Genomic DNA, 12,994 nt, shown 5'->3' with positions numbered 1-12,994 from the left:
AGTTGTCACACAGTTGTCACAACTCACGCCACATCAACGGGGTTCACACGGCGCCACACGACACAAAACCCCAGGTCAAGGCATCGCACGATGCCACACGACGGGTATCGAACGGACTTAAAATCCGCCAAGTGTGGGTTCGAGTCCCACTGGGGGCACAGGTCCGGGATCGCCCCGATGCATTCGCTACATCGCTTGCCATCCGCTACAGCAATTTGCCATAGCAGATGGCGATTCGTGTAGCGGATGGATGACCACAGCTCGGAGGTGCGCTACGCCTCCACAGGCATGGCGGTCTCGCCGACCTTGAACATCGCCTCGCGTTCGAGCGCATCGGCTTCCGAGTCCCCGCCGGCCCGCTCGAAGATCCTGCTGACCACCGGGCCGGGCAGAACCGCGGCGACGGTGATGTCGTATCCGGCCGCCTCGACCTCCAGCTTCAGGCACTCGGTCAGGGTCGATGTCGGCGATGGCCACCTTCATGCCCAGCGACGCGCCGTAGCGGGGTCCTTCCCCGACGCCCGAACCATCGCCGGTGACAGTCAGGCCCCGCCTTGTCGGACACATCCGCTACCGTTCTCGCTATCCGCTACGGCAAATTGCTGTAGCGGACGACGAATTTTGTAGCGGATGCACCGCCGGTGAGCAGAGCGAGCGGCGACTATCTCGAGGTCATCCTCCGCTGATCCCCGTGACGTGACCGGTGCAGGAGGTCCACCAGGTTCTGCTCGAGCGCCACGAACTCGCTCGACGCGCACATCTCCAGGGTTCGAGGTCGAGGCAGGTGCACACGCACCTCGTGCTCCACCCGCGTCGGTCGCGGACCGAGGACGACGACCCGATCGGACAGCAACACCGCCTCGCGGACGTCATGCGTCACCATCAGCACCGTCCACCGATGCTGCTGCCACACCTGCTGCAACCACAATTGCATCTCGGTGCGGGTCAGCGAATCCAGTGCGCCGAACGGCTCGTCGAGCAGGAGCACGTCGCGTCCCTGCAGCACCGTGCGTGCGAGCGACGCGCGTTGACGCATACCGCCCGACAGTTGGTGCGGCGCAGCGTCCTCGAAGCCGGCCAGGCCGAAGGTCGGCAGCAGTTCGCGGGCGCGGGCGCGAGCGTCGGATCGCTGTACACCCTGCACCTCGAGTCCGAGTGTGCAGTTGTCGAGCACCGTCCGCCAAGGGAACAGCAGGTCCTTCTGCGGCATCAGCGCGACCCCCCCGGGTGCTGCGGGGGAGTCGCCGACGAGAACCTCTCCGGTGTCGGGTTGTTCGAGCCCCGCGACGATCGAGAACAGCGTCGACTTGCCGCACCCGCTCGGCCCGATGAGGGACACGAATTCACCGGGTTCGACGGAACAGTCGATGCCGTCGATCACCGCCCGGTCGCCGTACGCCTTGTGGACCGAGGTCACCGTCACCGCACTCATTTCGCCCCCTTCGTGAGTGCCCACGGCGCGACCACCCGTTCGACGACGTAGGTCAGCGAGTACAACGTGAGCGACAGAACGGCCGTCACCACCACGGTTGCGAGCACGAGATCGGTGCGGAACGAATTCTTCTGTGTGCTCATGTAAATGCCCAGACCGGATGTCGCGCCGACGTATTCGGCGAACACCGCCCCCACTACGGCGTAGGTGATCCCGATCCGCAGGGCGGTGAAGAAGCGGGGAAGCGCGGACGGCAGGCGCACGTAACGGAACTGCTGCCACCGCGACGCGCCCATGCTGCGCAGCAACGCGCCCGCCTCGCGGTCGGCCGCCGCGAACCCTTCGAGCAGTCCGATCGCGACGGGGAAGAACGTCACGAGCGCGATGACGAGAATCTTCGGCAGTAGTCCGAATCCGAACCAGATGATCATCAAGGGCGCGATCGCGATGATCGGCAGGGTCTGTGACACCACGAACAACGGCAAGAAGGCCCGTCGCAGCCACGGCGAGAAGTCCACGGCGATCGCGAGCACCCACGCGAGGGCCAGCGACACGGCGAACCCGACGAGCGTGACCTGCAGTGTGGACCAGGCGTGCCCGGCGATGTCGACGCGATGCGCCCACCCCTGCGTGAGAACGCGTGCGGGGGAGGGCAACACCTGCGGGCGGATACCGCTCACCACGACGTACGTCTGCCAGATCGCGACCAGCGCCCCGGCGACGAGCAGGGCGGGAAGGAGTCGACGTGCGCGGCCGGTGCTATCGGTCTTCGAGGTAGTCATCGGTGACATAGGTCGACCAGTCGGGCTCGGTCGTCAACGGGCTGCCGTCGGGTCCGGACAGCAGGCCGTTCTCGTAGAGGAACCGGGCATAGCCCGACCATTTCCTGGCGTCGAGGACCCCGACGGCGCCGGAGGCGTCGCGCATGTACTCGGCGGCGAGCATGCGCTGGCTCTCGTAGACGAGTTCCTCGTCGGGGAAGGCCCCGGGGTTCGCCTCGATCAGGGCCCGGGCCCCGCGGTCGGGATCGTCGGCGGCGATCCGGTAACCCTGGTGCAGCGCCTGCACGAAAGCGCGTGCCTGCTCCGGGTTCTCCGTCATCCAGTCCTCGTTGCCGTCGACGACGATCGCGTACGCGTCGGGGAAGCCGTAATCGGTGAAACCGAAGTACCGCATGGGCAGGCCGCGGTGCTCGGCCTCGAGACCCTCCCACGCCAGGTACGACACGGTGAAGTCGGCAGTCGACGAGTAGACGGCCTCGTACGACGACGTCCCGAGCGTCACATTCTCGAACTCACCGCGACCACCGTCGTTGCGGATCACCTCGGCGAGCATCTCGTCCTCACCGGGGTTCGCGAAGCCCGCGAAGGTCTTGCCGTCGAGATCCGCCGGCCGCGTGATCTCGGCGTTGTCGGCCCGCACGGCGATCCCTGTCGCCCAGTGCTGCAGCGGTGCGAGGACCGCGACGGTCCGGGACCCGGCGGCTCTGGCGATGGTCGATGTGGCGTGCGTGGAGATCCCGAACTCGGCGCTACCGGCGTCGACGAGGGTGTCGGGGGTCGCGTTGTTGTACGGCAGGATCTCGACGTCGAGACCCGCGTCGGCGAACAGACCCTCCTGCTGCGCCACGTACAGGCCGGTGTGATTGGTGTTGGGCGTCCAGTCCAACGCGAATCGGATGGTGTCGCTCCCGGAATCGGACGAGCACCCGACGACCGCGGAGAGTGCGGCGACGAGGGTGAGCAGTCCGGCGAGAGTCCGCTGCGCCTTCACTGCGAGGGCAGGGGACGGATCGATGTGGGTACAGGCATGGTCATGTCGGGACATCCCTTCGTCAGCATTACCTGATCAGGTTCGACGGGTGTGATCTCAGCCCCGCTCGTGCGGAGCACCCCGTGTCACGGGCGACCTTAGCACCATGCCCTCCAGGGACCACCGGGACGGGAGCAGAACGGAAGATGTGACCCGAAGTTACGCAAAAGCCCAGGTCAGGGTGTCACCCTCGCATTTCACCCGTAACGGAAGGGTCGAAGGTCCCGACTCTTCGAGTGATGGTCCCTGTCACCTCCCCCGAACGGCAGGCCATCGGTCTGCGCACGCCTCCCCCTTGCGTGGACGATGAAGGGCCCGTCGGTGAACTCCGACGGGTCCTTTCTTCTGTCGTTTCCGTAGACCCGACTCCCGCAACGGTGTTCAATACGCACGAACCGATCGGGGGATGGGATGCGCGCAAGGATGGGCGCCGCACTGGCTGCGGCGGTGATGGGAAGTGTGCTCACGGCATCGGTGGTGTCGGCAGAGCCGATCGGACGCACCGCGTCGGAGCCGACCGGACGCACCGAAATGCCGTACACCTCGTCGGCGCCACTGGCCGGCGAGGTGTTCGGGTCCGTGGTGTCGATACCCGCGCCGCTGCCGGCGGAAGCGGGACCGCGACCCGCAGCATGCGACCGGCTGTCGTATCTGCGGTGGCGGTCGGCCGACGGACCGGACAGTTCGGCCGACGCCGACCGGATCCTCGTCGCCCAGCCCGGGATCTTCGAGGGAGCGGGCGCGTTCGAGAGCGTCGCGCGCAACACCGTCGTCGCGGCCGCGGCCCGTGGTGCCCATGTCGAGTTCTGGGCACTCGACCGGCGATCGAACTGCCTCGAGGACCACACCGGTACCCGGGCGGCGCTGCGGACGGGTTCGCTCGACACCGCGACCGACTACTACTTCCGCGGTGCTGAAGTGGACGGGCGACGATTCGCCGGCCATGCGAGCGGCGCCGACGTCGCGTGGCTTTCGCAGGTCGGACTCGAGCAGACGCTGCGCGACCAGTACGACCTGCTGCGTCACGAACTTCCCGACCCGGAACTGCGGAAACGGAAAGTGTTGTGCGGCGGACATTCTCTCGGTGGTTTCATCACCGGCTACTTCGCGGAATGGGACTTCGACGGAGATCCCGCCACCACCGACGACGCCGGCTACAACCAGTGCGGTGGGTACTTCGCGCTCGATACGGTGATCAGAGCCGGAGCGCCCTTCCCCGGCCGGGGCGCGCTCCCGGATCTGCCCGACACGGTATCCGCTCCGCTCGATGCGCTGTCCGGTTCGATCTCCACGGCGTCGCCGGTGCTGGCACTTCCCGCGGTCATCAATCCCGAGACGACGAATCTGCTCGCACTCACCGGACTCGCCGCGCGACTGGACCCGGACGGCACCGACGGGATCGTCTCGCACATGCCCGACAACCCGAACATCGACTGGACGTTGCGCACTCTGCTGGCGGGGGATTACGCGATGTTCGCGACGGGCGACCCGGACGTGCGGACGTTGAACGCGACCAACGAGGCGGTGCTCGGCGCGATCCTCGACGACAATTCGCAACCGCTGGGGTTCCTGCAGGCGAGCGTCGGATTCATCACCGGGGCACCCGTGCGCGACAAGCTGTTTCCTGTTCCCGCCACGCCGGAGGTGCTCGGGTCGGGATTCTTCGGCGATGCGCTCAAGGCGTCGCCGGCGGTCTTCGCCGATCCGGGAGTCGTCTACCGGTGGCTCGACTACGACGAGGTGAGCACTGAAGCGTCGTCACCCGACGAGGCGCGGTACACCGATCGGGGGAGCGAGGTGACGTCGATCGCGGAGCTCGCGCGGAATCTGTCGGAGCCACCATTGGATTTCACCGAGTGGTACTTCCCGTCGAGGCTTCCGTTCGACCTCGCATCGGCGACCCGCTTCGAAGGTCATCTCCACCGCGACGGTGTCACGCGCAATCCTGTGGTGACGCTGGTGGCGAACGGAGGTATCTCGTTGCCCGAGACGGATCATCCGAACGAACGCCGGTGGGTTCTGTCCGGATACAACCACCTCGATGTGCTCACGGCGGCCGCCGATCAGAACGACGGGCGGCCCGAGCAGGTGTCGCAGGCGCTGGCCGACTTCGCAGCCGACCGGGGTGGAAGCTTCACAGTCGGATGAGGCGGGATCAGGCGCCGCGCGCGGAGAAGATCGAGGTGTAGTCGTGGGGTCCGCTCACTTCGGCGACAGCGGTGACGGGTTCGGTCTCGGCGTCGGCCTCCGGAGTGGTGGGCGCGAGGAAGAGAGGATTGTCGAATTCTTTGTTCTGGCTCATGGCCGTCCTTTCGGGTGCGGCCGGGTAGACCCCGGCCGTGGGGCAGTGCGAAGAAGAGGGGCCGCGGTACACGCGGCGGGGAACTCTCACGTTCGGCTCGGAACCTTCGGGCACTGTGGTGCGAGGTTGCTCATCATGTGCGAGCCGAACGATGACTCCACCCTACACCAGAAGGTTCGCGCGACGTTTGACCGGCGAGTCGCGTGGGAAGACACTCGGCATGGCTACCTACAGAGTGATCGACCCGACCGGGAACGTCGTGGATACCAAGGAAATCGAGAGCGCGGACGACGCGCACGCCTGGTTCGTCGACCAGCGCGCCGACAACAGCGAACTCGGCTGGCGCATGGAGGCGCAGAACGAGCAGGACGGCACCTGGCACTTCTTCGACGACACCGAAGGCACCTCCTCGAAGTAGTCCGGCAGCACCCCGTGAGAGCGGGGTGCTGCACGCACCGGCACAGCTCGGTGCGGTACCCGAACGAACGACGCGGTGCCGAGCACCTCCACGACGCGGTGCCGAGCACCTCCACGACGCGGTGCCGAGCACCTCAACAGCGCGGTGCCGGTAGTCGCAACTACCGGCACCGCGCAGTTCAGGGGCTACTTCTTGAAAGCGTCCTTGACGTTTTCGACGGCATCCGAGACCTTGTCGCCTGCCTGCTTCAGACCGCTGGAGGTCTGATCGCCGCGACCCTCGGCTTCGAGATCACGATCGCCGGTCGCCTGACCGGTGTTCTCCTTGATCTTGCCGCCCGCTTCTTCTGCCTTGTGCTTTGCCTTGTCGACGAAGTCGGCCATGGGGTCCTCCTGTGTCATCGAACGTTGCTCTGACGGAGTACCCGGCCCGAACAGCCTGAAACCGAACACGACCGACTCGTCCGTGTCAGACTTCGACACAGACAGCCAGGAGGAGACCGATGTCGCATCCCACCAACTCCGGTCCCGAGAACAACGACCCGATCGGGGACGCGCCCGACGCCGATCCCGAACTCGTCCGCGACGGGCCGGTGCAGCGCCGGCGTTCGGCGGGTGCGGTGATCGCTGCCGTCGCGGTGGTCGTCGTGATCGTCGTGCTGCTCGTCGTCTTCCTCTGAACAGAGCCGTTCACCGAGCAACGCGGGTTCACAACCAGTCGCGGCGCTTGAACAGCACGTACAGCACGATCGCCGACACGACCATGATCCCGACCCCACTCATCAGTCCCCACGCCTCGCCTACTCCGGGATAGGGCACATTCATGCCGTACCAGCCGGTGACGGCCGTGGGGACGGCGATGATCGCGGCCCATCCCGTCAGTTTCTTCATGACGATGTTCAGGCGCGCGTCCTGCAGCGACAGGTTCGTCTCGAAGACGGTGTTCACCATCTCGCGCAGCGAGTCGGTCCACTCCGCAGCACGCATCACGTGGTCGTAGAGGTCGTTGTAGGAGCTGTCGAGCTCGGGGTGGTGGTTGCTCTCGGCGCGGGTGCGCAGGACGGCGTTGACGACCTCGCGCATCGGCAGCACGACCCGCCGGAGCTGCACGAGTTCCTTGCGGAGCCGGTAGACGCGGCGCTGGATCTGCCGGGTGGAGGCACCGTCCTCGAAGAGGCAGTCCTCGAGGTCCTCGGCGGCGTCGTCGAGTTCCTGGATGGTCTCGAACTGCCCGTCGACGACCGTGTCGAGAAGGCCGTGGATCAGCGCACCCGGCCCGTACTGCAGCAGGTCGGTGTTCTCGTCCCACCGGCGCACCACTTCGTCGATGTCGAAGGGAGTGCCGCGGCGAACGGTGACGACGCCGCGGGGCAGGACGAAGGCGGAGATCCGCGTGGTGCGGAGCCGGGACTCGTGCGCCTGATCCTCGTCCTCGGAATCCGGAAACAGGTGCGTCGCGTAGACCGTGAGGAAGGTATGGGTGGCGTAGCGGGTGGCCTTCGTGCGCTCGCCGTGTGCTAGCGAATCCTCGACGGCATGCGGGTCGAGGTTCCATTCCTCGGCGAGTTCGAGCAGAGCGGCGTGTTCGGGATCCCACAGATCTACCCAGACCAAGGCCTCGGGATCGGCGAGATGCTCCGAGACAGCGGACAGCGGGAAACCTTCGTCGACGAGTTTCCCGTGGGCCCACCGCCGGGTCCGGATGGAGTTGTCGTATCGGTCCGTCACCTCGGCAGGATCCCCGCAATACGAGAGGTTCACACCACGTCCCCCGTAGGAGGTTCACACGACAGGACGATGCTCGGTGTCTACCAATCGCAGCACCTCGTCGACGAACCCGAGGTCGATCCGTGGCCGATCGTCAGGCCACAGGCCCCGCTCGATCCGCCCTTGCATCGAGGTGAGCGTGGCGATCACGTGTGGCCCGCCGTCGGTCAGATAGCGCACCATCCCGCGCGCCGCGCACGCGTCGACCACGACGGCCAGGGTCTCCGCGGCCTCCTCGATGCGCCCGGCTGCGTGCAGGCAGGAGGCGAGCAGACGGTGGGCCTGCAGGTGGGCGCGGGGACGCGAGGCGGTGCGCTGCACCCACATCCGCGCCCAATCGACGGCCTGTTCCGCCGCCTCGGGCTCCCCGCTCTCGCTGAGCAATCGGATCGCGGTGGAGTCCTCGATCTGGAGGGTGATCTCGACGGTTCCGTCCGGGTGGGGTGTGGTCTTCTCCGGCATCGTGCGCGTCGAAGGACCGGGGGTGGTGATCCCGAGCCGGACCCGTTCGTTCTCGATGCGTGCCCGCAGGCGTGGCAGGTCGTGCAGCGCCGCCACCCGCAGTCCTTCGGCGAGCAGGGCGACGGCTGCCTCCCGGTTGCCCTGCAGCATCTTCAGGCGCGCAGCGGTACCGAAGCGAGCGATGAGGAAATCCGTTCCACCGCCTTCTATTCCGAGCAGGTTGCTCTCGTCGAGCAACGCTTCGGCCTCGGCGATCCGTCCCTGTTCGTAGAGCAGCTCTCCGAGCATGGCAGCGGCGAGACGCCCTCCGTGGGTGTGGATCCCGCCGTTGCGTCGCGCTCGGCGCAGCGCTGTGCGGAAGTACTTCTCGGCCGCGGCGACGTCGAGTCGTTCGTTCGCCGCGATGCCGCACAGGCACTGACCGTAGATCGACGCGAACGGTCCGCGGGTCTCGCGGTGGTAGGGCTCCGCCCATTCCTGCCGCCCGATCGCGGAGGCGAAGTCGAAGCGGAAGATGTCGGCGTACGAGGCGAAGTCGGCTGCGGCCGCCACCACCCACGGGTGCACGGAGGTCGGATTCTCCAGGCACGGCGCGATGAGCTCGTAGATGCCGTCGATGCGGTCGGAGTTCATCAGGATCGACGCCTCGACGGCGTCCGCCTCGATGCGGAGTGCTTCGACGTCGTAGCTGTCCGTCACCCCCCGGTCGAGCAGTTCCCGTACCGCCGCGAGGGTTCTGCGACACCGGTCCAACCGCAGCAGCGCACTGTTCGCCCAGGCCTGCGTGAGCAGCAGGCGCGGATCGTTCGCGACGGCCCGTGGCGGCAGTTTGTCGATCAGGGCGAGCAGCGTGGCGATGTGACCGTGCTCCATCAGGTACATGCCGTCGTCGGCGAGTAGGTCGACGGCGAAGCCGGTGTCGTTGGCGGCGAGGGCGTGGTCGACGGCCTCCTGCAGCATGCGGTTGCGGGCGAACCAGTCGGCGGCGGTGCGGTGCAGGTCCGCGACTTTGTCGGGATGGTCGCGTTCGAGACGCCGCCGCAGGAAATCGAGGAACAGGTGGTGGTAGCGGAACCACACGCGTTCGTCGTCGACGTGCCGCAGGAACAGGTCGCGTTCCTCCGCCTCCTCGAGCATCGCCTGGCTGCGCGGATCGCCCGTGAGTGCCACGGCCAGGCTGCCACTGATCGATTCGGTGATGCTGGTCGCGAGGAGGAATTCGTACATCCGGGGTTCGAGACCGGCCAGCACGTTGTCGGCGAGGAACTCACCGATCGCGTGGTGCCGGCCGGTGATGTTCTCGATGAGCCACGACGGATCGTCGCTGTCACGCAACGACAACGACGCGAGCTGCAGTGCTGCGGCCCACCCCTCCGTGGTGCGGGTGAGATCCTCCACGTCCTCGGGGTCGAGGTCTATCCCGCCGATGTCGCGCAGGAAGGCGTTCGATTCGTCCACCCCGAACCGCAGTGCCGTCGAATCGATCTCGACCAGCTCGTCGCGAACGCGCATGCGGCTGAGCGGAAGTCCGGATCGGTTGCGGCTCGTCACCACGAGCTGCAGGTGATGACATCCGCGGTCGAGCAGGAATTCGAGGGCGGCAACGGTCTCCGTCGACGTGACGCGGTGCCAGTCGTCGATCACCAGCGTCGCCGCGGTGTCGGTGCGGTGCAGCTCGTCGATGAGCGTGCACAGCACGTACCGTTCGGCCTCGTCGCCGTGCGCGTCGAGGATCTGGCCGAGCTCGCGCGCAAGCACGGGCCGGATCTGTTTCATGGCCTCGACGAGGTGCGCGAGGAACCACAGGACGTTGTTGTCGTCGCTGTCCACCGTCAACCACGCGACCGGCACTCCCTCGGCGGCGAGTACGTTGCGCCACTGCGCCGCGAGGGTGGACTTGCCGAAGCCGGTGGGGGCGTGGATGGCGATGAGACGGCGCCGTCCGCCGGCCCGCAGGAACGAGATCAGACGGCTGCGTTCGATCAGGGGACGGGACGTCGAGGGCGGCCGGAATCTGGTCGACGGTGCGGTGGACGGACCGGTGCGTCCCGAGACCGTGGACGAGCGGCCGGAGACCGTCGAGGCCGGCCCGGTGAGCGGTGGCGCCGAGCGCGGCGGGAACGGGCCGGACGGCGGTAACCCGGGCAGCGCCATCTCGTCGATGGGCAGGTTGTGGGCGCGCTGGACGTCGCGGAGCAGATCGCCGAACTCGGCGGCCGTCTGCGGCCGGTCCTCGGCATCGGTCGCCATACCGCGCTCGAGGGCCTCGCACACGTCGTCGGGGATGCCCTCGCCGCGCAGGTCGGGGACGGGCTCGGAAGTGATGCGCACGAACTGCGCGACGATCTTCTCGCCCTCCTTCCGCTCGAAGGCGGCGTGACCGGTGATCGCCGCGAACAGGGTCGCGGAGAGGCCGTAGACGTCGGCGGCCGGAGTCGGGGCATGACCGCGCAGCACCTCCGGTGCCGTGAACGCGGGGGAACCGGTGATCTCACCGGCAGTGGTGCGGAAGCCGCCGCCGACGCGGGCGATACCGAAATCCGTCAGTTGCGGTTCGCCGTACTCGGTGAGCAGGATGTTGCCGGGCTTGATGTCGCGGTGCAGGACGTCGGAACGATGCGCCGTCTCGAGTGCGCCGGCGACCTTCACCCCGATCCGGACCGCCTCCGGCCAGGTGATCGGCCCGTGCCGCCGGATGCGGGTGTCGAGAGAGTCGTGCGGGTGATAGTGCATCACCAGATAGGGCAGGCTCGTGTCCGTCGCGCCGGCCTGCAGCACGGTGACGATGTTGGGGTGGCCGGAGAGCCGCCCCATCGCGCGTTGCTCGCGCAGGAAGCGTTCGAGATCGGCGGGTTCGGGGGAGCGGCGCAGCACCTTCACCGCGACGTCACGGTCGAGTTCGGCCTGCCGGCAGCGGTAGACCACACCGAAGCCGCCGCGGCCGATCTCCACGGCGTCGGTGAAACCGGCATCGTGCAGCGCGCGCACGATGTCGGTCTCTGCGACGTCGACAATCGGCGCGCGCTGAGTGGCGGCCGGATCGTTCTCGGTCATCGGCGCAATCACCTCGGGAAGCCGTTTCCCCAGGATAGTCTCGAAATGTGCACGCCCGCTGCAGATCGTGCGTCGCCCCTGGTCTAACGTGGTCCGGCCGGACCACGGTGCCTCACCGGGAACGGACGAAACGACACTGCGACCAGAAGTGGGACATAGATGAAGAAGACTCTCGCGGCGCTGTTCGGTGCAGGTGTGGTCCTGCTTGCGGCGGCGTGTGGATCCTCGGACGGATCCGACTCGGCCGAGGAGACCACCACCACGACGAGCACCTCGGCTTCGGCGGAGGCCGGCACCTCGGGCACCAGCGTCGAACTCGGCAAGAGCTACGAGGAGAACTGCGAGGCTCTGCTGCCCTACCTCGACGAGCTCGAGGGGTGGGGCCAGGACCGCGCGGCAGCGGCCCAGGCCGTCGCCGACGCCCAGCAGCAGCTCCCGGCCTGGCAGGATCTCAGCGAAGAGGAGCAGGCCGACACCCTGCGTGCCATCGAGAACGCCGGAAAGGGCGAGTGCTGACGGTCGAGTGTTGATCGACGAGTTGTACGACAGGTTGAGGCGCTTCCCGGATGTGGAAGCGCCCAACCTGTTCGCCGTCGACGGGGCCGATCGCCTGCTCCTCGACGAAGCCGCCCCCGCCCTGGAATCCGCAACGCCGGGCACGATCGTGGTCGTCGACGACCAGTACGGTGCCCTGACCCTGGGTGCGGCCGTCCGGTTCGGCGCGGAGCGGATCCGGGTGCATCAGGACTCGGTGGTGGCCGAACGCGCGCTGGCTGCGAACGCCGAACGTGAGGATCTCACCGACCGCTATCGTTCCTGCGGACTCGACGCGGACCTGCTCGCCGGTGCCCGAGTGGTACTGCTGCGTCTTCCCCGTTCGCTGTCGGCGCTCACCCAGATCGCCGAGACCGTGGCCCGCCACGCCGACCCCGAGGTCGTCGTGTTCGCCGGTGGCCGCGACAAGCACATCAGCCTTGCGATGAACGACGTCCTCGGTGCGTCCTTCGCCGAGGTCCGCGCGTCGCGGGGACGGCAGAAGTCGCGGGTGCTCACCGCGCGCGGAGCAACACCCGGACCGGCCTCCTATCCCGTCCGTCAGCGGCTCGACGAACTCGACCTCGCCGTCGTCGCGCACGGGGCCGCCTTCGCCGGCCCGCGTCTCGACATCGGCACCCGTTTCCTCCTCGACCACTTCCCGAACATCGACCTGCCTCGTAGCGACACGGACGAGCAGCTCGCGGTGGACCTCGGCTGCGGCACCGGCATCCTCGCCGCGATGCTCGCCCGGCAACTGCCCGACGTTCGCGTGATCGCGACCGATCACTCCGCCGCCGCCGTCGCCTCCGCCGCGGAGACGGCCGCCGCGAACGGGCTCGCCGACCGGGTCGACACGCTCCGCGACGATGCCGCGAGCTCGATCGCCGCCGGGTCGGTCGACCTGGTGGTGTGCAATCCGCCCTTCCACATCGGCGCCGCCGTGCACACCGGCGCGGCCCACAAGATGTTCGACGCCGCAGCCCGGATCCTCCGCCCGGGAGGACAGATGTGGACGGTCTACAACCGCCACCTCGACTACCGCCCCGCGCTGTCGGGCGTCGTCGGGCCGACCCGCGTCGAGGGCCGCAACCGCAAGTTCACGGTGACCAGGTCGGTACGGAGCCGGTAGAGTCCGATTAGTCCGAGCTTTCTCGACGAAACGGGAACTCGTGAGGTCACTGCCTCGTTGAACGGACAGAAGCGACCACGAG

At 67.5% G+C, this 12,994-nt stretch carries 12 protein-coding genes, 1 tRNA gene and 1 riboswitch; of the genes, 6 read left to right on the top strand and 7 right to left on the bottom strand.

Annotated elements, in window-relative coordinates; translation table 11 throughout:
• Positions 1–92 precede the first annotated feature (92 nt).
• Positions 93–158, top strand: a tRNA-Leu gene (locus ACWPOC_RS09530).
• Between the two features lie 503 nt (positions 159–661).
• Here the strand turns inward: ACWPOC_RS09530 and ACWPOC_RS09525 are convergent.
• From ACWPOC_RS09525 to ACWPOC_RS09515, 3 genes are read right to left on the bottom strand one after another with little or no spacing between them, the layout of a single operon-like run.
• Positions 662–1,432, bottom strand: a complete 771-nt coding sequence (locus ACWPOC_RS09525; RefSeq protein ID WP_455408469.1) for an ABC transporter ATP-binding protein — start codon at positions 1,430–1,432, stop codon at positions 662–664.
• Complete coding sequence (locus tag ACWPOC_RS09520) at positions 1,429–2,214, bottom strand: ABC transporter permease (RefSeq protein ID WP_455408468.1); 786 nt, start codon at positions 2,212–2,214, stop codon at positions 1,429–1,431. Before ACWPOC_RS09520 ends, ACWPOC_RS09525 begins: the two co-directional genes overlap by 4 nt.
• On the bottom strand, positions 2,192–3,205 hold the full coding sequence (locus tag ACWPOC_RS09515; RefSeq protein ID WP_455408479.1) for an ABC transporter substrate-binding protein: 1,014 nt from the start codon (positions 3,203–3,205) through the stop codon (positions 2,192–2,194). Before ACWPOC_RS09515 ends, ACWPOC_RS09520 begins: the two co-directional genes overlap by 23 nt.
• A 36-nt stretch (positions 3,206–3,241) precedes the next feature.
• A riboswitch (TPP riboswitch) is annotated at positions 3,242–3,338 on the bottom strand.
• Between the two features lie 317 nt (positions 3,339–3,655).
• On the opposite strand from ACWPOC_RS09515, the gene ACWPOC_RS09510 reads away from it, so the two are divergent.
• Positions 3,656–5,392: a hypothetical protein gene (locus ACWPOC_RS09510; protein ID WP_455408467.1), complete on the top strand. Its 1,737-nt coding sequence runs from the start codon at positions 3,656–3,658 to the stop codon at positions 5,390–5,392.
• Between the two features lie 7 nt (positions 5,393–5,399).
• Here the strand turns inward: ACWPOC_RS09510 and ACWPOC_RS09505 are convergent, their stop codons facing one another.
• A complete protein-coding gene (locus ACWPOC_RS09505; protein ID WP_174247080.1) occupies positions 5,400–5,546 on the bottom strand; it encodes a hypothetical protein in 147 nt (48 codons plus the stop codon).
• A gap of 220 nt (positions 5,547–5,766) precedes the next feature.
• Between ACWPOC_RS09505 and ACWPOC_RS09500 the strand changes: the two genes are divergently transcribed.
• Positions 5,767–5,964, top strand: a complete 198-nt coding sequence (locus ACWPOC_RS09500; RefSeq protein WP_006553868.1) for a hypothetical protein — start codon at positions 5,767–5,769, stop codon at positions 5,962–5,964.
• 185 nt (positions 5,965–6,149) lie between these two features.
• On the opposite strand, the gene ACWPOC_RS09495 is transcribed toward ACWPOC_RS09500, so the two are convergent.
• Entirely contained in the window at positions 6,150–6,347 is a 198-nt protein-coding gene (locus ACWPOC_RS09495; RefSeq protein ID WP_026060957.1) for a CsbD family protein, read from the bottom strand.
• Positions 6,348–6,466: 119 nt separating this feature from the next.
• Here ACWPOC_RS09495 and ACWPOC_RS09490 point away from each other — a divergent pair, with 119 nt between their 5' ends.
• Entirely contained in the window at positions 6,467–6,643 is a 177-nt protein-coding gene (locus tag ACWPOC_RS09490; protein WP_162836410.1) for a hypothetical protein, read from the top strand.
• A 28-nt stretch (positions 6,644–6,671) separates the two neighbouring features.
• Here the strand turns inward: ACWPOC_RS09490 and ACWPOC_RS09485 are convergent, their stop codons facing one another.
• Positions 6,672–7,691: a magnesium transporter CorA family protein gene (locus ACWPOC_RS09485; RefSeq protein WP_455408466.1), complete on the bottom strand. Its 1,020-nt coding sequence runs from the start codon at positions 7,689–7,691 to the stop codon at positions 6,672–6,674.
• A 54-nt stretch (positions 7,692–7,745) separates the two neighbouring features.
• Positions 7,746–11,246 carry a protein kinase domain-containing protein gene (locus ACWPOC_RS09480; RefSeq protein WP_455408465.1) on the bottom strand — a complete coding sequence of 1,167 codons (3,501 nt, stop codon included), beginning with the start codon at positions 11,244–11,246 and terminating at the stop codon, positions 7,746–7,748.
• A gap of 159 nt (positions 11,247–11,405) precedes the next feature.
• Between ACWPOC_RS09480 and ACWPOC_RS09475 the strand changes: the two genes are divergently transcribed.
• Positions 11,406–11,762, top strand: a complete 357-nt coding sequence (locus tag ACWPOC_RS09475; protein ID WP_120281737.1) for a hypothetical protein — start codon at positions 11,406–11,408, stop codon at positions 11,760–11,762.
• Between the two features lie 7 nt (positions 11,763–11,769).
• Complete coding sequence (locus tag ACWPOC_RS09470; protein WP_455408464.1) at positions 11,770–12,912, top strand: class I SAM-dependent methyltransferase; 1,143 nt, start codon at positions 11,770–11,772, stop codon at positions 12,910–12,912.
• Positions 12,913–12,994 lie beyond the last annotated feature (82 nt).

This window comes from Rhodococcus sp. 5G237 (assembly GCF_053764735.1).
This window is presented reverse-complemented; position numbering and strand designations above follow the sequence as displayed.